This is a genomic window from Macrococcoides bohemicum, assembly GCF_003259675.1.
In the GTDB taxonomy this organism is placed as follows: Bacteria; Bacillota; Bacilli; order Staphylococcales; family Staphylococcaceae; genus Macrococcoides; species Macrococcoides bohemicum.
The window spans coordinates 131,046-151,208 of sequence record NZ_PZJG01000003.1 but is presented as its reverse complement, the minus strand read 5'-3'; the positions used below and the strand labels follow the sequence as shown (position 1 = coordinate 151,208).

The window sequence follows — 20,163 nt, the reverse complement described above, 5'->3', positions numbered from 1 at the left end:
TCATATCATAAAATGATTCAAATATTTAATTTATATAACAATAGTTTAATTTAAAAGTTTTAATTGAGGTTGTGAATAAGGTTATTATCATTATTTTATTTTATACTAATAATAATTGTTTCTGTAGCAACTGATAAAATCTTGAATTTTGATTGTATAATAAAGACCCTGGACCCTTTTCAATCATTTGACCATCTTCTATAAGATAAAGCTGATTACAATGATTAAATACCGATAAATCATGAGAAACCATTATAATTGTTGTCGACTGTAATTGATTTAAATAATCAAGCATTATCTTCTGATTCGCTTTATCGACACCATTAAATGGTTCGTCCATTATCCATACATCCTTATTGCGTAAAATCATGCGTATAAAATGTAATCGTTTCTTTTCTCCTCCAGATAAATTCTCACCAAATGAATGAATCACTGTTTCACTGTTAAACGGCAACTGAAATTGCTCTAAAAGCTGATTTAACTGATGAGGATTTACATCTACAAACATATTTTCTGCAACAGTTCCATTGATGAAATGGTTATGCTGTTCCATTACATTAAACATCTGTAAAAGATTAGCCGGTGTTATTATCTTCTTGCCATTTAATAAATAGTTACCTTTCAATTGTTCTAATCCAAGAATAGTTTTTAATAAAGTCGATTTACCTGCACCACTTTGCCCAGCTATACCCACAAATTCACCTTGATGAACAGTCATATTAATATTTGAAAGCCGTTGATCGACGGTTACATCTTTCAGCTGAATTGTATGAACCTTTTCTTCTATATTTTGATAGTGGACGCGTTCATTTAATGTATCAAGATGATTAATCGATTGGTCAGTTTCTACTTTATGATATGGATAGTGAATCATAGGTATACTCATTTCAAAAAGTGTTATGGCAACCATTACGATACTTAAATACATCATTGTATCTCGGGTTGGATCAAACATCATTAAATATATTACTAAAAATATTGCAATCATCGCGATGAGGTTTAATAAAAAATCATACAGAATGATGACACTATGTTCTTTCTTAATTGCTTTTTGCATATCGCGTTGTTTTTGCACTAGCTGTTGCTGATAGTTATTTGTTTTATCAAATACTGTAAGTGCTTCCTGTGCTAGATGATAATCTAAAAGGTGATGCTCAAATTGATTTGTCGCTTCTATTTTTTTATTCACTATCCTTTTTAGAAATCGCGTAATCAATGTCGGTAGTAAGACTGTTAATAGCAACATTGCAATAAATAATACCATAACCGCATATATACTATACTGAGCATAAATACAAGTTACAATTACTGTAGTAATCATAGCGATGACAGGCGGATAAATGACTCTGAGTAGAAGATTCTGTAGTTTCTCAACATCATTTACAGTACGATTTAACAGTGTAGATAAATGATACTTTGAGTGAATTGTTATAAAGTTGTCGAGTAGATGACGTACAGTGGTTACACGGACATCTTTTAACATTTCAAATGTAGCATCATGACTTATTAATCGTTCGAAATATTTACAGATCGCACGTACGACACCAAATAATTTAATAGTGGCAACTAATGTGATCAAAGTATAAAGCGGTACTTCATACGCACTTTTAGACAACATCAGTCCGCTAAGACTGAACATACCGATTGCAGTGAGGCCACCAATCGTTCCTATGATAATAGCGATGATAAGTGATTTTCTTGTCATTTTTGAAATATAGCGCACTATATCACCTCCGAAACTTTTACTTTTTGATGTATACTTACACGGCCATTTTTTACGAGCACTACATGTGATGCTGATTCTATCGTATGCTTATTATGCGCGATAACGAATACGGTACTTATGTCTTTAAGTTTATTGATTGCTTCATTTATGATGAGTTCACTTTCTATATCTAACATTGCTGTCGGTTCATCAAAGATAACGAGTGATTTAGGTTGAACAAAGACTCTCAGTAACATTAATCGTCTTGCTTCACCACCCGATAATTGTCGCTCACCTTGGCCGATGATCGTCTCGTATCCTTCAGGCATATTCTTAAACAAATCATGTAATTTTAATTGTTCTGCATACTGATAAATAATATTCTCGTCGATGTTCTGAAACATCGTAATGTTATTCATTATCGATGTGTTTAATATAATTGGATCCTGAGATAAATAGACGATATTATCCTTCAAATATTCTGGTAATGTCATTTCACCTGTTGCATACTGTAGCTGAGCAATCACTTTAGCAAGTGTAGATTTACCAGCTCCACTCGGTCCTGCTATTACATAGTGTTGCATCGGTATTTCAGTATCGATGGATAGTTCATAATCACTGTCAGCATATGTCACTTTCATATCGTTAAAAATGATTGCGTTTTTGGCGTGATATAAAACTTCTGTTGTCTGCTCTTTTTCTTCTAGCGTTGATTCAATTAACTCACCATAACCACTCGATTGTTTCCCGGTATGAAATGCTAAGCCTAGATCTTTTAATGCATTATAAAATTCAGGTGCTAACATAAGCACAACTACTGCCACATAAAACGACACAGATTTAAATACAATTAATGACAAACCAATTTCCAAAGCAATTATACCGATGGATAACATGGATACAAATTCAAGCATCAGCGTAGACAAAAAAGCTGTCTTCAATATTTTCATCGTATTATTTTTATACTGAATGGAGTATCCTTCAATTTTACCCATCGCTTTATCATCGTATTTAAAAAGTTTAATCGTCATAATTCCTTTCATGACATTTAAAAAATAATTTGAAAAATGATTTAATGAAAGCATCTGATCCGTTGCTTTTTTAGCGGTATTGATCCCGATAATAATATAAAAAACTGGTATAAAGGGTGCTGTGATACACATAATCAGTGCTGTTTGATAATGAAATTTAAATAGAAATAAGATGATCATCAATGGAATTAACATCGATTTATAAACTTGCGGTAGATAATCAGCAAAAAATGGATGCACTCCTTCTACCCCTTGCTGACTTAAATTCATCAATTCTCCGGCATCATTATTGTTAAATAAAATCTTACTTCTTATATTATTTTTTATTTTATTACTTAAAAGATGGCCACTGTACTTTATCAATGACTGGATGATTGCCCTAGAGACTAATATCAATAAAATTACAACTAAAGTCTGAGAGATTTGATATTGGTGTTTTGTTAAAATAAAGTCAATGACTTTACCAATTTCTAAACTCTGCATAATAATAATAACGCTTAGCATAATACTTAATATAAATAACAGTATATGTATACCGATAAATGGTTTAGTAAGTTGTGTTAAAAATTTCACATAATCCCTCCTTGAATGTATTATAGCATTTATTGAACATTAAGTATAAATAGTGCCTTCAGGCGGATTATGCTATAATTTTATAGAATTTAAAAAGTATATTAAAGGTGGTTCACTCATGGAATTTTTCGAATTAATTAAAGCGCTCATCCTTGGTATTGTTGAAGGATTAACAGAGTTCGCTCCTGTTTCATCAACAGGGCATCAAATACTTGTTGATGATATGTGGTTACAAACAAAAGAAGTGCTCGGCAGCCAGGAATCAGCCAACACATTTAAGATTGTGATTCAGCTTGGTTCTATTTTTGCTGCTGCATGGATTTTCCGTCATCGCTTCTTAGAAATGTTTCATCTCGAAAAAGATAAAACACCTCATCCTTCTGGGAAAAAACTAAATTTATTACATGTCTTTATCGGGTTATTACCTGCAGGAATTATGGGTTTATTATTTGATGATTTTATCGATGCGCATTTATTTTCGGTACCAACTGTATTAGTTGGTTTAGCCTTAGGTGCCCTACTGATGATCGCTGCAGATCTTTATGCTAAGAAAGTCCCTAATCCAACAACAGTAGATGAGATCAGTTACAAAAATGCTTTAATTATTGGTATCGCGCAATGTTTAGCATTATGGCCAGGTTTCTCAAGATCAGGTTCTACTATTTCTACAGGTGTTCTGTTGAAGATGAATCATAAAGCAGCAAGTGATTTCACTTTTATTATGGCTGTGCCAATCATGTTTGCTGCAAGTGCTAAAAGTTTAATCAGCAATATCGAATATATCGAGAGCAATCAGATTATGTTCTACCTAGTTGGTTTTATCGGTGCATTTATTTTCGGTGTATTATCGATTCAATTATTCTTAAATTTAATCAATCGCGTTAAATTAATCCCTTTCGCTATTTATCGTTTAGTATTAGTTACTGTGATTGCAATTTTATATTACGGATTCGGGATTGGTCATGGAATCTAACATAACTATTTAATACAACTCACACGTGAGTTGTATTTTTATTTCACATTTTCATAGTGAAAACAGTGATTTTTATTATATTTCTGATTTAATAAGTGATACAATAAATATATTATTTACACAAGACATTTAAGGAGCATATATGCCACAAAATTCGTTAGACTATCAAATGTATCTTGCACAGCGTGAGATTATTAAATTTTATAATCGAAATTTATTAAAAGACAAACAATTAAGTTACCAACATTATCTAGTAATAATGGTATTGCATGAAGAAAAAGTGATGCCGGTTCTTCAACTTGGTGAACGCCTAGCATTTCAATCTGGAACAATTACTCCAATCTTAAAAAAGATGGAAGCGCGTGGTATCGTCTCTCGTCATCGAAGTGATGCTGATGAACGTATCGTGATGATTCAACTGACTGAGGAAGGTGAATCATTAGTTAGAGATTTATTTAAAGTACCTCTTGAAATGTTTAAAGGAAGTAAACTAGATGTTGAAGACTATAAAAAACTTATGGCATATAGCAAGAAAATAGTAGACAATGTCACTTATGAATAGTTTTTAAAAGATAACGAAGTTAAATGAATAACTTCGTTATCTTTTTATATATAAGGGTAAATACTATATAATAATGACTATTAATAGGTTAAAAGGAGAATCAGGCTATGAAAAAAGAAACGATAAAATCAGTAGTTAATGTAGCTGCTTTAATATTAGTACCACTTTATAATGAACGTCATCGCATTAAAGATCATGAAGAAGTTCAAAAAGCGACTGCTTTATCTTTGAAAGCAATGGATACTACAAAAGAAGTTGGTGCTAAAACGAAAGAAAAAGTCGTACATACTTCTCATAACGTGGCCAAAGCTGCTCATACTGTTAAAAGTGTATCCGTTGGTACTGCTCAATTTGTAAGCCAAAAAGCAGAGGATACTAAGAAAAAACATCACTATAATCAACAAATGAATTTATATAAAAAGAACGAAAAAGTAGCTCAAAAAAATGAAAAGAAACTTCAAAAAGAAATTAATAAATTAGACAAGAATTTATCTCAACATATTGAAGATCGTCGCAATGAAGAAAATAAAAATATAAATGCACGACAAAAAGAACTAAAAAAAGAAATGAAACAATATAAAAACTATGAAGTAAAACTTCCTGAAGAAATAAATGCTAGTAATAATATACAATCACTATCACAACCATATGTAAATAATACAAATGTATCTGCATCTCCTACACCACAAAAAGAAAAGACTCAAAAAACTGCTGTTAAAGCTGATGAAAACTATGATAATGCGCAGTTATTTGAAAAGCATCGTCAGTTAATGGCACAGCAAATTGACAATCGTTAATCGGATTATTGTCGATGCAGATAGTTCTCCTGTCATTCAAGAAGTGATTCATATCGCTGAAAAGTACAAGCTCAAAGTGTTGCTCGTTAAAGACTTCTCACACTTTACAATGCAAGATTTTCCTGATTTTGTTGAAACGAAATATGTTGATACAGGTAATGATAGTGCAGATTACGAAATTAAAAGGATTGCTACGAAGCGTGATATCATCGTTACTGGAGATTACGGTTTAGCAAGCCTATTAATCAATTATGCTATCGTGATGCATCACAATGGTAATATATATACGAAAGATAATATCGATCTATTGTTATTAACACGTTATCATAATCAGATTGAACGTAATGCAGGAAAACGAATAAAAGGTCCTTCAAAGTTTACATTGAATGATCGCCATAGTTTTGTAACTAAATTAGAACAATGTATTGAAAAAACTTAGCACCTTAACTGCTAAGTTTTTTTGATAATACTTTTAATTTTGATAATCCTTGACGAACAATGCGTTTCTCATCTTTAAATCCTGATTTAATAAAAGCATAATATGCATCATTATTTACATTTACCATTAAATAAATCGCTGTAATTTCTGGATGATATTCTAATAAATATCGTTCTAGTGCTGCAAGCGATGCTTTAAAATAACCTTTATTCTGCTCAGAAAAATTAATTGAAAGGCCACGTAAGTATACTGCATGTTGAGGTGCACCAATCGTCTCTAATATCTCGCCTGCCTCTAATGCAAATACACCGATGAGACGGTCCTGTTCTTCAATGATAAAGGGGATGTATTGTGGTTTATTTCGTGTTAGTATAAATCTTGGATGACCTGCATACACCATTTGTCTTGCTGGTAATTCATAATGACTCAAATCGATGTCATTTATTGTGTCTACCGGTTTAATGTTAATCAAGATATTCACTCCATTTCATTACAACTTATAATACCATAAAAGAAAGGATTTTTTACATGAAAAATATCGCTGTATATTGCGGATCAAATAAAGGAGTTAATCCTAACTATGAGATATTTGCTTCTGAACTTGGTCAAACACTCGTTAAAAATAATATAGGATTAGTGTTTGGTGGCGGTAAAGTTGGTTTAATGGGTATTATTGCTGATAGTGTCATCAATAACGATGGTCGCGCAATTGGCGTAATCCCCAACTTTTTACAGGAAAAAGAAGTAGCACACCCAAATCTAACGAAACTTTATACTGTAGACACGATGCATCAACGTAAAGATATGATGTCTTCATTATGTGATGGATACATCATGATGCCAGGTGGTGCCGGAACACTTGAAGAATTTTTTGAAATATTTACATGGGCGCAACTCGGCCTGCACCAAAAACCGATTGGCATTCTGAATGTCGACGGCTTCTATAATCCATTAATCGAAATGCTTGAAAAAATGATTCAGGATGGATTTATAGGTGAACATTATCGTCATCTTGCCATCGTTGAAAGTAATCCTGATACTTTGATTGACAAGATGAACAATGCAACACCTATAAGTATTAAACGTTATGATGAAAAATAATCTTGCTCGCTCATCACTTTAATACCATTTCGTTCTAACAAGGCGCTCGTTACTCCAGCGCCTTGTTTTTTTATGCCGCTAAATGTTCCATCATATATTTGTTTGTTTCCACAGCTCGGACTGTTAGCCTTTAAGATAACTGTATCAATGTTTTCTGCTAACAAGATCTTTAAAGTGGCTTCTGCTCCTTTGAGAAACGCTTCAGTTACATCTTTATCGCTAACCGTCAACACCTTTGCATTGCCATCTAATACATCAAATCCGTCTCCTCCGATAATCTCAGCAGGTTCACGCGGTACATTTAACCCCCCCAGAAGTTCGGGACAAGCATGTATCGCTTTACCTTCATTTATGAGTTCTATAAGACGTGTAACACCTTGCGAGCCACCATCGTATCTTACATATTCTCCTATTAAACAACTACTGATTAATATCATTGATCTCACTTCCAGATAGATATTTATGAAATAACACTTGTTCATTCAGGGGATGATACTCATTTATCAATGGATGTTGAAATGAACGAACAAATGTCATATTTAATTTTTCCATTATTCTTCTGCTCGGTCTATTCATTAAACTTGTATAACTATATACTTCTTTGATTCCTTTTTGCTGAGCATAGTGTAATACACCACGTGCCCCTTCAGTAGCATATCCTTGATGCCAAAATTCTTTTCTTAGACGCCAGCCAATCTCATAACAAGGCATAAAAGGTAGATTAAAATGCCTTGTCGGAATTAAATACTGCATCCCGATAAAACCGATAAATTCATTTGTTTCTTTTAAGGAAACTGCGAAAAGGCCTAAGTCATATTGTGCAATTTCAGCCTGCATGATATAAAAGGCAATGTCACTTCTCGCACTGCTCATTACATCCGGAAAATAACGTCGTACATCAAAATCACTATTCATTGCTTGAAATTTTGGTAAATCACTTTCCTGCCAATCTCTAAATAATAATCTCTCGGTCTCAAAATATATCATGATATCCTCCTGTTGATATAAATATACCAAATTCAACGTCTAACTTAAATGAAGACATAGGAAAAGAGTGAAACAAATAAAATTGTTTCACTCTTATAATGAATTATTTATAAACAATAATTTTCGCTGTCGTTTTATCTTTTGATTCTCCAACCACTTTTACTTTCAAGCCATATTTCGGCAGGATTTTCCCTGCATGTGGCTGTGCTTTATTTGAATAGTCTTTATTGTCATCGAATAAAGAATTTGCAACTAATGATTTATCTACTAAATTAGTTTTTTCATCTAATGTTATTTTTAGTGGATCTTGTTTAGTTAAGCTAAATGCTGCATCACGCATTTGCCATTGTGTTGATGCTGGATCTGGACTTTCTCCATCCCAAACAAGTGCATTTTGATCTGCATCTACAATACCAACATAACCTTCACCTGGGTGTTTACCGACATGGTTGTCACTAAATGATTCATCGACATATTCTACGATTAAACCAGGATTATAAGTTAAGAAACCATCACCGCGTTTAATATGTGCTAATCCACCATCAATCTTGTTATGGCTTCTCCATTGTAATAAATAATAGTTTTTACTGTATTTCTTACCGTCAGATACACTGAAACCATTTAACTCAAACTTTGGTGTTATTTCAGCGCCATCCTCTAATACTACTTTACCATCTGCAGTTACTTTTAAATCGTCTAAGTAAAGTCCTGGTGCAGTAAATCCACTATCGGTTTTATAAAGTACGCGTAACTGAACTTTTTCACCGGCAAACTGATCTAGATTGAATTTAGCATCAACAAATCCATCACTTGTACCATCGATACCATTACCCATATTAGCTCCGCTATTTTCAGGATCATTATTATTCGTAATATTACCTTCTAAATTTGTCCATTGCTCACCATCAGTAGAAGCCTGAACATATGCATAGTCATAACCTTTTTCGATGTCATACCAAGCATCAAATGTAAATTCAGCAGATTTTGTTCCTGTTAAATCAACAGTAGTTGACAGTGTTGTTTCTAAATCATTATCAGAACCACTATGATACAATTTAGATCCAGATTTAGGAGTTACAATGTTAGTAACTTTATCTGGTAACGTTACTTTCACCGCATCATTATTCGTACCTTTCGTTGTCGCTTCATCCAATAAAAACTCCTGAGGCACACTTGTTACATCTTTAACATCTACTTCACTACCTGTTTGCCAGTTACCACCATGAAAATCCTGTAACATTTCCTTCATGTAAGGATCAAATCCCGTTGGCTCTGTACCAGGTATTTTACCAGCCCAGCTACCACTTGACATGAGTGACCAGGATGAAACAGGTTCACCTTTACCCGAGTAAATTGTATCGTACTCATCTGGCAAGCCTAAGTCATGTCCAAACTCATGTGAGAATACCCCTGCAGCACCATCCTCAGGTTGAATCGTATAATCGATAACAGCAAGTTTTCCTCCGAAGCGATCCTGACCTGATTTAGTATTTGGAATACTGTATGGTTCACCTTGTTCGTCAAAGTCTAAATTCCATCGATGACTCCAGATAGCATCTGCACCTAGACGACCACCACCAGCTTCTTCACCTGGTGATGCGTGAATGATCATAACGTGGTCTACAATACCATCCTTTTCATTTAATACACCATCTCCATCAAGATCATATCTATCCCACTGATCATATTCCTCTAAGTTGACATTAGGATCTTTAGCTGCAGCTTCAAGCGCTTCTTTAACAAGCTCCTTCGGTCGTTGATCACTTCCATCAGCATCCGGATAGTTTCCACCGTAATAAGCTGCTTCATGTTTCGCTGTATACCAGCCATGCACATCTCCGTCTAATGCGTAACTGCCTCCTGACTGGTTATTATAATATTGTTGCATACTTACTAATGTTTCACCATTAGGACCTTTGTAACCATCTTTACTAAATACCATGTCCTGGAAATGACTCATCGGATAATCTTCATAGAACATATCAGATTCTTCTTTAGTGATTGTAGAGTTTTTATGATCCGGAAAGTCGATTGCTAAAAGTAAGACTTTGTCTGTACGCTTTTCACCTGAATACGCTTCAGGTACTACCGATGGTAAATTTTTAGCGTGTCCTAATTTTTTCCCTTTGCCTTTTGTATATTTATTTTGTGCATTTTTTGCATTTTTCTTTGTTGTGACTTTATTATATTTCTTATCAAATGCACCTTTATTTTTTATGTATTTGTTAGACTGCTCCTGCTTATGTTTTAAAAATTTTTGTACTGCTTTCTCTGCTTCAGCTCTAGAAGCCGTTTTAGAAAGTATTCCTTCTTTTTGTAACATCTTTATTAATCGTTCTTCATTTGCAATACCCGCATCAAAACCACTGCCACTCATCGTCTGTACTTTCGTATCAGCATATGCTGCACCGCTTGTTAAACCAAGACTTGAAAACCCTAAAGATAACGCAAGTAGTGAAGAAAATAGTTGTTTTTTTCTCATTGCTTAGCCCCCGAATGTTTTTAAATTTTGTTTCTTTAATTATTATCTTCTAAATTTTCAGAATTGTAAATATATTTTTAACATTTTTATTATTACAAATATGTAACAAAAAGTGGATGAGAAATTTGTCTTAGCCCTCTTCTGTTTAACAGCTTAAATGGCGGAACAGAAGTTGCCCCTACGACAAAAACCGAACAAAAACTATAAATCAAAGAGCGATTTATTAGTTTTGTTCGGTTTTTGCTTGTGGCAGAACACTTCTGTCCCAGCCTCTCTCTCTAAATTATTTACTTGAAAATACTGATTTTCGCTACTGTTCCATCCGTATTTTGATCTTCAACTTTAATCTTTATACCAAGTTGCGGCAATATACGACTACTATCTGGTACCTGCATGTGATCTCTAGCAGATAAACTATAACGTTTATCTGTAAATAAAGTTACAGGTTTAGTTGATTTTTTCTTAAAGAAATAATTTTTTGCTTTATTAAACTGACCATAACTTTTCGTATTAAATGGTGCATCAAACACTTGCGTATCTGACATCGGTATTAAACCATCCGGTGTTGTTATATTAGATGGACTAGCATCAACTACACCAACTAAACTTTTACCAAAGTGTTTAGATAAATTTGCGTTATCTGGGAATGTTTCATTTACATACCAGATTAATAAACCTTTACCATATTGATTGATACCAAAAGGATCCTTTATATGCGAAAGTCCTTTATCTACACCATTATGTGAACGCCATTCTAACAGATAATAATGATTATAGTTTTTCACTTTGCCATTCTTGTCTTTCTTTCGTATTGGTGGTAAATTCACTTTCACGACATCATTATTAACACCTTTAATACTTGCCTGATCTAATAAATAATATCTTTTCTTCGAAGAAATATTCTTATAGTTCAATTCACTACCTAGTATCCAGTTCCCGCCGTAAATTTGTTGTAAATCTGACTTTGCTAATGGACTTAGACCGACTGGTTCCATACCGGGAATAATACCCGCATCTGCACCGTAGCTCATCAATGACCAGAATCTTACTGGTTCTCCGGCATGATTATTTGCATTCGGCGCTGTGTCATATTCATCAATCAAACCAAGCATATGTCCAAATTCATGTGAGAATGTGCCCACGGTACTATCTTCAGCTAAAATACCGTATTCAGCGATACCTAGACGATTTTTATAGAATTTTGAATGTTTGCTGTACGTCCCTGGAATAGACTTTGGATTACCATTTTTCGAAAGCGCTACTTCAGAAACATGTTCCCAAATTGAATTCTGTAAGAACTTACCTCCTCCTTCACTCTCACCGATACCACTAAATACAACGACAAATTTATCGACGATGCCATCCGGTTCCTTCATAATACCGTCCTGGTCTAAATCATAATAATCATATTGGTCATATTTATTCATATCGATACTTTTATCCTGGGCTGCATGCACAGCTGCTTCCATAATTAACTCAGTTACTTTTTCATCTTCATTATGACCATAGTAATTAAGAGGATGTTTCGCACGATACCATCCTGTTACTTGCCCTTGTAGTTCTAAACTATTTCCAGATACATTCTGATAATACTTTTTAATAGAATCATACTTTTTCTGATCGGGTCCTGTAATTGAATCTCCAAAGAATAACTGCTCATAATATGACTTGTCATACACTTTACGATAATTTTCAGTATCAGCTTTCGTCAAAGTAGACGCCGGGCTATTACTGAAGTCCATCATCACGACAAGCACTTTTTCTTTCATCGGTTGTTCACGATAAATCCTTTTTTTAAATGCCGGCACTTTATTGGCAACAGTAGCGCTTGATTTAAGTACTGGTTCATTCACTTTAATCTTATCGGTATTATCAAACTTAATTTCTTCTTCTGTCTTTGGTACTTGTGTATTTGTAGCATATGCCATACTCGTTGGTAACAATACAGTCGAAATTGCTGCTATTGATAATCTTTTAATGAATATATTCACTGCCTTACCTCACAATCATCTTTTCTTTTTGTATTAATTGATTTTTCGCATATATATTAATCGTAATCTCACCGTTCGCTTCTCTAGCTATCTTACCATGAAAATAGCTATGAAAACGATTTTCATTTTTTTTAGTATCATAAGCACGCGATTGTCCGGGCGGATTGCCATCAAAAAGACCGACTTGCTCACCATCTGCATCAATCAGTTCAATTGAAACTTGATCCAGCTGTTCCTGAGTATAAACATCCACGGTGAAACGCTGACCGATATTTACCGTCTTTGGATACTGGACGTCAATTTTACTTCCGGTTATCGTTTTTTCCCGTGTACTTTTACTATCTTCATTCTCTTTTTTATTATTTATAGATTTATTATTCTGTTGATGATTGCTACCTGGTACAGTTACATGCTTTGTATCTTTGCCAAAACTACCTGGTTCAAAAGTTGATGGATCGTACCATTTATAATTATGTCCAGGTGTTCCCCAAGGCTCACGTTTCGGTTCTGTTGATTGCTCAGGTATTTCAAATTTTAACACTTTCGTTGGCTTATCCAAAGAAAACTTACCATTTAAAGAAGAATAGTCTTCCTGTTTCATCATCCACTTTACGAGATTTTCCATTAAAGTTTGATGATCCATCTCGCGAATACCATCGTATGTCTGCTTTTCCTGACCATTATCTTCACGCACATATTTTGGTGTGTTATCTTCAACGATTGATGAATCACCGATAAATACGGCTTTGCCTTTTCCTAGTTTACTAATAGCTATAAAGGCACCTTCATCTTTAAAACCATTCGTATAGACCTCTTGATCTACCGCATGCGACCATTTATCATGTTTCGATAATTTTTCAGGGTAGATGATACCTTTAGCGATTTCAGGATTAGCTATCATGATTGTGCTGCCGGCATGCATATTTACTTTCTCAACATTATCGAGCAGTCCAAACGCATTGTCTTCGTCTTTCGCTGACAATACGACATCATCTAATGCATTATATCTGAATCGTACTCCGAAAGTTTTACTTAAATAATCGCTTGATGTAACATCCCTGCATTCTGTCAGAATTTATTTCATCCTGTGACATACCTTTTGTAATATTGCGAAATGCACCGCGTCGATATCCATTAAAAATTTCCGAGGCATCAAAGCGATTTAAGTTTCTGTCAGCGTTATAATGATCTGCAATCATCATGATGCTACCACCACTATTGACATAATGTTTAATCGCTTGTTGCTCACTTGCTTTTAAAGGTATATTTGGTTCCGGCATAATAAATGCTTTATATTGTTTTAATAATTTCAGTGTAATCTCTGCCTGATAATCTGTAGAAGCTGTTGTGAAACCTAACTTATTAATGTCATCATTAAACGTAGAAAATCCACCATCGATAACCCAATCCGCTTCACCAGCAGTCACGCCATGCGAAGCATCAAATAATATTTCGTTTGCGTCATCAGATTTAAGTTTTGTTGTGTTAGATTCATCTGCCGAATTACAAGCAGTTAGAAATATCGTTGCTGCAAATAATGCTGTTATTTTTTTCATATGCATCCTCATTAAAATAGTGTATTAATATATATTATGACATATACACTAATACACTACTGTAAGTTTATTTTGTTGTTACTATTTAGTTTTATAAGAAATTAATCTCACTTTAACTTTGTCATTTTGAAAATTGACATCTTCATCTTTCGGTGTTGTAACAGTTACATCTGCTAAATCATCTGATTCGTTGAATTCATAAGTAACTAAATAACTTTCAAAATCCTGATCAAAGTTTGGTTTCTGTGCAACAATGCGATTGATATCTCCATAACTATCTTTAACAGTGTAACCCGTAATTGCTTCAAGTTCACGTGCTATTTCTGATAATTTAAATGATTTACCTTCCAGCAGTACAAATTTCTCTTCATGCATATCGAACGCCTCCGTAGTCTTTTCTTACATATTCCCGATTCTATCCGTAAAAAACATTCAAAATATCTAGCTCTTTCACTGCTGAATTAAATATCCTGTTGACTGCGTATCTGTTTTATCTTTCATATCTTTCGCCTGTGAAACGCCACCTTTAATAAATAGATGCGCTTTACCTGCTTCGACCTGCTTATAGTCTTCCTTATTAATAGCGATTGATTTATAACTTATTGTTTTTTCCTTTGGCGCATATTCACTGTAATTATTCTTACTTTTCTTCATTGAACTTTCCTGTAATTCCGGTGGTACAAAAGAAGCATTTTCAGAAAATATTTTCTTATCACCTAAATCCAGAACACCGATATTATTATAATATAACGGCTTATCTAAAGTATTCTCTGCAGTTACTTCATAGATTAGTACATAACCTTCTGTCTCACCATCGAACAGTACGACCTGATCTTTGGGCATATCTGTTACTTTAAATATTTGTATACGGTTAATTGATGTCTTCATGCCGGCATCATTAAAATCAAGTCCGACGTTACGAATTGATTTAATCGTTTGAATTTTACCATTTGTACTTGCCGCAATTGTGTTTGGCATGGTCGCTTTATTTCTTGCCTGTGCTGTTTTCTTTTCTTTCTGCGCACGCACTTTAGCTTCCTGTTCAGCTTTTTGTTTTGCGATCAATCGATTGCGTCTATCGATAGCCTCCTGCTTTTTCTTCGCAGCTTCTTCACGCTTAATTTGAACTTTTATTTCAGCTTCTTTTTCTTTTTTCAGCGTATCTATTTCAGACTGCTTTTCTTTAATTTCTTTATCAATCGATTTATTATCTTCCTGTAATGATTTATATTCTTTTTCTGATTTATCTTTTTGCTGCTTTAATGATTCTATATCTTTTTTTATCGCTGTTGTATCATCATTGCTACAGCCAGTTAAAAATAAAGCACCTGAAATTGCTAAGTACGCAAAGTTTTTCAAGTTAATCCCACCTTCATCATTCTATCTTTATTTTAACATAGAATATAAATTTCGTATGGAATTAACATTTGGTTAAAATCTTATCTTTTGCTTTATAAAAAGAAATAACGAACAATAATAATATATCATTAAGAGGAGGAATAATTATGAAATATAAAATAATTCATAGTCCTGTATCAAAAAGCACACCGAATCACATGATCCTGCCAGTTATCGTCTATCAGGAAGTTGAAGGAGATTTTACTGAAATATTTAAACATAATCAATGGACAGGTATATGGACAAATGGTGTATTTGACTATCATCATTTCCATCCTAATACACATGAAGTGCTTGGTATCGCTTCAGGTGAAGCAACCTTAATGATAGGCGGTGAATCAGGAAGTCAGTTAAAAGTAAAACAAGGTGATGCATTATTACTCCCTGCAGGCTATGGTCATAAAAGTCTCGAAGCAAGTAAAGATTTTAAAGTAGTCGGTGCATACCCAACAGATATTGATGTTGAAACGTTAACAAGCTATGAAGAAATCCAAACAATTAACAGTACGATAAATAGTGTAAAGTTACCAGAACACGACCCTATCGAAGGTGACAAAGGTGTAATGTTTAAAGAATGGCACAATATTTATTATTGTAGTACATATGTGAAATAATGATAAAAGGAGCAGAAATTTAATTCTGCTCCTTTTATATTAAAACCACTTCTTTATTCGGAAGTAGCCTATCATTCCAACCGTAATAGCAATCATCACAATCCATACTGCTAAATATCCGTATTTCCAGTGCAATTCAGGCATGACATCAAAGTTCATCCCGTAAATTCCTGCAATTAAAGTCAGTGGCATAAAAATTACTGAATATATTGTTAAAATTTTCATGATATTATTCATTCTAAAAGAGTTCAGAGAGATATAATTATCACGAATATCCGCTGTCATCTCACGGGAAGATTCAATCATCTCTACCTGCTTAATTAAATGGTCATTAATATGATGCAGAAATATTTTCTGTTTCTTACTTAATGCCAATACTCTGCCTTCTAATAGTCGATATACTAAATCTCGCATTGGCAATACTGTACGTCTAATCAATAATAGATCTTCTCTCAAATCAAACGTTTCATCTATTAAGTTCTCAGTTGATATATCTACTGAGTGCCTATCTTCAAACGAGAATACTTTGTCCTCTAAATCATATACGAAAGGAAAATAGTTATCGACGATGGCGTCAAGCGTTTTATACATCACTTCATTTGTCGTAACCTTTTCATTCGGCTTTTTGTTTAGCATCGTATGCCAGACTTTATCCACCTCTTCAGAAGCTTCTTTATGATAAGTCACAATAAGGGTTGAATTGATAAAGATATCAATTTCTTCAGGTTTCATCGTACGCAAGTCAATTGCATGAAAGACGAAAAATAAATAATCATCATATTCTTTATATTTCGGGCGTTGTTTAACCGTCGTTGCATCTTCAATAGATAATGGATGAAAGTGAAAAAACTGACTTAGCAGTAAATTCTCTTCTTTTGTTGGTTCACTCATATCCACCCACAACCATTTCGGCGTTACTTCTATATCATAGGGTGAATCACAAACATGCAACGTATTCGTTTCATCAATATAAAGCGTTCTAATCATTTTGCACCTCTATTATTTTTATCATTCGATTACTATGCTCTTTAAATTGATAGCCTAATCTTTCATTTAATTGTTTCATCGGAAAATTTCTCGTATCAACATCACTGTATATAATACCAATGTGTTGTTCTTTGGCGATTGTTTCAACAAAGTTCTTGAGTTGTATCGCGTATCCTTGATTACGATATTCCGGATAAACAAATGTTGATTTAATATGTATTCCATCATCTATTGCATACCAAATGTATGCACAGATTTTGTTGTTTTGTTCCAGGACTATAATCTGATCTTGCTTATTCTTCATCAGTAATTGAATTGATTCGTATCGCAAATCAATATCCAAAGGTGTTACTTTATATGATGAATCGTAAGTTAATGGGATATGTTCATGTAATGCCGCAATTTCTTTTATCTTAATTGTTTCATTTATCAATAATTTCCTCATGTTATTTCACCTTTTTTATTGTACATGGATATGTTTGATAACTCCACACTAAACTTAAATATTAATGGACTCCAAAAGCTATAAATCTTAACTGTTATATATACAAAAAACAAAATAATAATGTGTACCATTACAGATAAAAAGCTTTAAATCAACATTTTTAAAAAAATTAACCGTTTCCAAAAATAATGTGATTAATTTCACGTAAAGTTGTTATAATGGAATTGTGAAGGAATTAACATAATGAAATTTTGGAGGGATTAATATGTTTAAAGAAGAAACTAAAAAAACACATGCTTGGGAAGGTTTTAAAACTGGTAAATGGAACAAAAGAATCGACGTTCGTGAATTTATCCAACTAAACTACACTTTATATGACGGTAAAGATGAGTTTTTAGCTGGACCAACTGAAGCAACTAAGACATTATGGAATCAAGTTATGCAGTTAACAAAAGAAGAACGTGAACGTGGTGGTATGTGGGATATGGATACAAAAATACCATCTACTATCACATCGCATGACGCAGGTTATTTAAATAAAGATCTTGAAACAATTGTCGGTGTTCAAACTGAGAAACCTTTCAAACGCTCTATGCAACCATTTGGTGGCATTCGTATGGCAAAAGCTGCTTGTGAAGCATATGGCTATGAATTAGATAAAGAAACTGAAAAAACATTTACAGATTATCGTAAAACACACAATGCTGGTGTATTCGATGCTTACTCTAAAGAAATGTTAGCTTGTCGCAAAGCTGGTGTCATTACCGGTCTTCCAGATGCTTACGGACGTGGTCGTATTATCGGTGACTACCGCCGTGTTGCATTATATGGTGTAGATTTCTTAATGAATGAAAAACAAAAAGACTTCAATAACTTATCATCAGTAATGTCAGAAGACATTATTCGTTTACGTGAAGAAGTTTCTGAACAATATCGTGCATTAAATGAATTAAAAGAATTAGGTAATATTTATGGATTTGATATTTCTCGTCCAGCTGAAAACTTTAAAGAAGCTGTTCAATGGACTTACTTAGCATACTTAGCAGCAATTAAAGAACAAAACGGTGCTGCAATGAGTTTAGGTCGTGTATCTACATTCTTAGATATTTATGCAGAACGTGATTTAAAAGCTGGTACAATTTCAGAAATCGAAGTACAGGAAATCATCGACCACTTCATCATGAAATTACGTTTAGTTAAATTTGCACGTACACCAGATTACAACGCATTATTCTCTGGAGACCCTACTTGGGTAACTGAATCAATCGGTGGAGTCGGTATTGATGGACGTCCATTAGTTACAAAAAACTCTTTCCGTTTCTTACATTCATTAGATAACTTAGGTCCAGCACCAGAACCAAACTTAACTGTATTATGGTCTACACGTTTACCTGAAAACTTCAAAAAATATTGTGCAAAAATGAGTATTAAAACAAGCTCAATTCAATATGAAAATGACGACTTAATGCGTGAAAGTTATGGCGACGACTATGGAATTGCTTGTTGTGTATCTGCAATGAAGATCGGTAAACAAATGCAATTCTTCGGTGCACGTGCAAACTTAGCAAAAACATTATTATATGCAATCAACGGTGGTGTTGACGAAGTAAGCGGCGCTCAAGTTGGACCAAACTTCGCGCCTATCACTGATGAAATTTTAAATTATGATAAAGTTTACAAACAATTTGATCAAATGATGGAATGGTTAGCCGGCGTTTATATTAACTCATTAAACGTTATCCACTATATGCATGATAAATATAGCTATGAGAGAATTGAAATGGCTTTACACGACACTGAAATTATTCGTACAATGGCTACAGGTATTGCAGGTCTTTCAGTTGCAGCCGACTCATTATCAGCAATCAAATACGCTAAAGTGAAAACAATCCGTAACGAAGATGGTTTAGTTGTAGATTTCGAAACTGAAGGAGATTTCCCTCAATACGGTAACAATGATGCACGTGTCGATGATATCGCTGTAGAATTAGTAGAATCATTTATGGGTAAATTACGTAAACACAAAACTTACCGCGATTCAGAACATACAATGTCAGTACTTACTATCACTTCAAACGTTGTATATGGTAAGAAAACAGGTAATACACCTGATGGTCGCAAAGAAGGAGAACCTTTTGCACCAGGTGCTAACCCAATGCACGGCAGAGATAAAAACGGTGCTTTAGCCTCATTATCTTCAGTTGCGAAGTTACCTTATGATTGCTGTAAAGATGGTATATCTAATACATTCTCAATCGTACCTAAATCATTAGGTAAAGAAGATGATTCACAACAACAAAATTTAGTTGGTGTACTTGATGGATATGCAATGCAGCATGGTCACCACTTAAACATTAACGTATTTAACAGAGAAACTTTACTTGATGCGATGGAACATCCAGAAGAATACCCTCAACTTACAATCCGTGTATCAGGATATGCAGTAAACTTTATTAAATTAACAAGAGAACAACAATTAGATGTTATTTCAAGAACATTCCATGAAAAAATGTAGTATATAA

Annotated in this window: 20 protein-coding genes; 7 read left to right on the top strand and 13 right to left on the bottom strand. The window is 33.8% G+C overall.

All coding sequences use genetic code 11. The features are described from left to right. Positions 1–100: 100 nt before the first annotated feature. Both BHX94_RS07030 and BHX94_RS07025 read right to left on the bottom strand, forming a co-directional pair. A complete protein-coding gene (locus BHX94_RS07030) occupies positions 101–1,723 on the bottom strand; it encodes an amino acid ABC transporter ATP-binding/permease protein (protein WP_111745481.1) in 1,623 nt (540 codons plus the stop codon). Beyond that, positions 1,723–3,309: an ABC transporter ATP-binding protein/permease gene (locus tag BHX94_RS07025; protein WP_111745480.1), complete on the bottom strand. Its 1,587-nt coding sequence runs from the start codon at positions 3,307–3,309 to the stop codon at positions 1,723–1,725. Before BHX94_RS07025 ends, BHX94_RS07030 begins: the two co-directional genes overlap by 1 nt. 118 nt (positions 3,310–3,427) lie before the next feature. On the opposite strand from BHX94_RS07025, the gene BHX94_RS07020 reads away from it, so the two are divergent. From BHX94_RS07020 to BHX94_RS07005, 4 genes are all read left to right on the top strand, one after another. Next, entirely contained in the window at positions 3,428–4,282 is an 855-nt protein-coding gene (locus BHX94_RS07020; RefSeq protein WP_096077161.1) for an undecaprenyl-diphosphate phosphatase, read from the top strand. A gap of 142 nt (positions 4,283–4,424) precedes the next feature. After that, positions 4,425–4,844: a MarR family winged helix-turn-helix transcriptional regulator gene (locus tag BHX94_RS07015; RefSeq protein ID WP_111745479.1), complete on the top strand. Its 420-nt coding sequence runs from the start codon at positions 4,425–4,427 to the stop codon at positions 4,842–4,844. 107 nt (positions 4,845–4,951) lie between these two features. After that, complete coding sequence (locus BHX94_RS07010; protein WP_111745478.1) at positions 4,952–5,641, top strand: methionine aminopeptidase family protein; 690 nt, start codon at positions 4,952–4,954, stop codon at positions 5,639–5,641. Continuing rightward, entirely contained in the window at positions 5,628–6,080 is a 453-nt protein-coding gene (locus tag BHX94_RS07005; RefSeq protein WP_242446670.1) for a YaiI/YqxD family protein, read from the top strand. Before BHX94_RS07010 ends, BHX94_RS07005 begins: the two co-directional genes overlap by 14 nt. A 4-nt stretch (positions 6,081–6,084) precedes the next feature. On the opposite strand, the gene BHX94_RS07000 is transcribed toward BHX94_RS07005, so the two are convergent. Further along, positions 6,085–6,552, bottom strand: a complete 468-nt coding sequence (locus BHX94_RS07000) for a GNAT family N-acetyltransferase (RefSeq protein WP_096077164.1) — start codon at positions 6,550–6,552, stop codon at positions 6,085–6,087. 56 nt (positions 6,553–6,608) lie between these two features. Between BHX94_RS07000 and BHX94_RS06995 the strand changes: the two genes are divergently transcribed. Then, positions 6,609–7,181, top strand: a complete 573-nt coding sequence (locus BHX94_RS06995; protein WP_111745477.1) for an LOG family protein — start codon at positions 6,609–6,611, stop codon at positions 7,179–7,181. Here the strand turns inward: BHX94_RS06995 and BHX94_RS06990 are convergent. From BHX94_RS06990 to BHX94_RS06955, 8 genes are all read right to left on the bottom strand, one after another. After that, positions 7,166–7,618, bottom strand: coding sequence for a 2-thiouracil desulfurase family protein (locus BHX94_RS06990; protein ID WP_111745476.1), 453 nt, complete (start codon positions 7,616–7,618; stop codon positions 7,166–7,168). The genes BHX94_RS06995 and BHX94_RS06990 overlap by 16 nt on opposite strands. Next, positions 7,602–8,171 carry a GNAT family N-acetyltransferase gene (locus BHX94_RS06985; RefSeq protein WP_111745574.1) on the bottom strand — a complete coding sequence of 190 codons (570 nt, stop codon included), beginning with the start codon at positions 8,169–8,171 and terminating at the stop codon, positions 7,602–7,604. Before BHX94_RS06985 ends, BHX94_RS06990 begins: the two co-directional genes overlap by 17 nt. 100 nt (positions 8,172–8,271) lie before the next feature. Further along, positions 8,272–10,650 carry an immune inhibitor A domain-containing protein gene (locus BHX94_RS06980; RefSeq protein WP_111745475.1) on the bottom strand — a complete coding sequence of 793 codons (2,379 nt, stop codon included), beginning with the start codon at positions 10,648–10,650 and terminating at the stop codon, positions 8,272–8,274. Positions 10,651–10,937: 287 nt separating this feature from the next. Continuing rightward, positions 10,938–12,641, bottom strand: a complete 1,704-nt coding sequence (locus BHX94_RS06975) for an immune inhibitor A domain-containing protein (protein ID WP_111745474.1) — start codon at positions 12,639–12,641, stop codon at positions 10,938–10,940. 4 nt (positions 12,642–12,645) lie between these two features. Next, the gene (locus BHX94_RS06970) at positions 12,646–13,623 is read right to left on the bottom strand and encodes a hypothetical protein (protein ID WP_111745473.1); all 978 of its coding nucleotides are present in this window, start codon (positions 13,621–13,623) and stop codon (positions 12,646–12,648) included. Between the two features lie 46 nt (positions 13,624–13,669). Then, positions 13,670–14,197 (bottom strand): putative periplasmic lipoprotein, encoded by a 528-nt coding sequence (locus tag BHX94_RS06965; RefSeq protein WP_111745472.1) that lies wholly within the window; start codon positions 14,195–14,197, stop codon positions 13,670–13,672. A gap of 81 nt (positions 14,198–14,278) precedes the next feature. After that, a complete protein-coding gene (locus BHX94_RS06960) occupies positions 14,279–14,572 on the bottom strand; it encodes a hypothetical protein (RefSeq protein WP_111745471.1) in 294 nt (97 codons plus the stop codon). A 75-nt stretch (positions 14,573–14,647) separates the two neighbouring features. Further along, complete coding sequence (locus BHX94_RS06955) at positions 14,648–15,556, bottom strand: DUF5068 domain-containing protein (RefSeq protein ID WP_111745470.1); 909 nt, start codon at positions 15,554–15,556, stop codon at positions 14,648–14,650. A gap of 146 nt (positions 15,557–15,702) precedes the next feature. Between BHX94_RS06955 and BHX94_RS06950 the strand changes: the two genes are divergently transcribed. Further along, a complete protein-coding gene (locus tag BHX94_RS06950) occupies positions 15,703–16,209 on the top strand; it encodes a cupin domain-containing protein (RefSeq protein WP_096077172.1) in 507 nt (168 codons plus the stop codon). A gap of 39 nt (positions 16,210–16,248) precedes the next feature. On the opposite strand, the gene corA is transcribed toward BHX94_RS06950, so the two are convergent. Together corA and BHX94_RS06940 are read right to left on the bottom strand one after the other, a co-directional pair. Continuing rightward, entirely contained in the window at positions 16,249–17,196 is a 948-nt protein-coding gene (gene corA, locus BHX94_RS06945) for a magnesium/cobalt transporter CorA (protein WP_096077173.1), read from the bottom strand. Further along, a complete protein-coding gene (locus BHX94_RS06940; protein WP_111745469.1) occupies positions 17,189–17,641 on the bottom strand; it encodes a GNAT family N-acetyltransferase in 453 nt (150 codons plus the stop codon). Before BHX94_RS06940 ends, corA begins: the two co-directional genes overlap by 8 nt. 265 nt (positions 17,642–17,906) lie before the next feature. Between BHX94_RS06940 and pflB the strand changes: the two genes are divergently transcribed. After that, positions 17,907–20,156 carry a formate C-acetyltransferase gene (gene pflB / locus BHX94_RS06935; RefSeq protein ID WP_111745468.1) on the top strand — a complete coding sequence of 750 codons (2,250 nt, stop codon included), beginning with the start codon at positions 17,907–17,909 and terminating at the stop codon, positions 20,154–20,156. Positions 20,157–20,163: the final 7 nt, after the last annotated feature.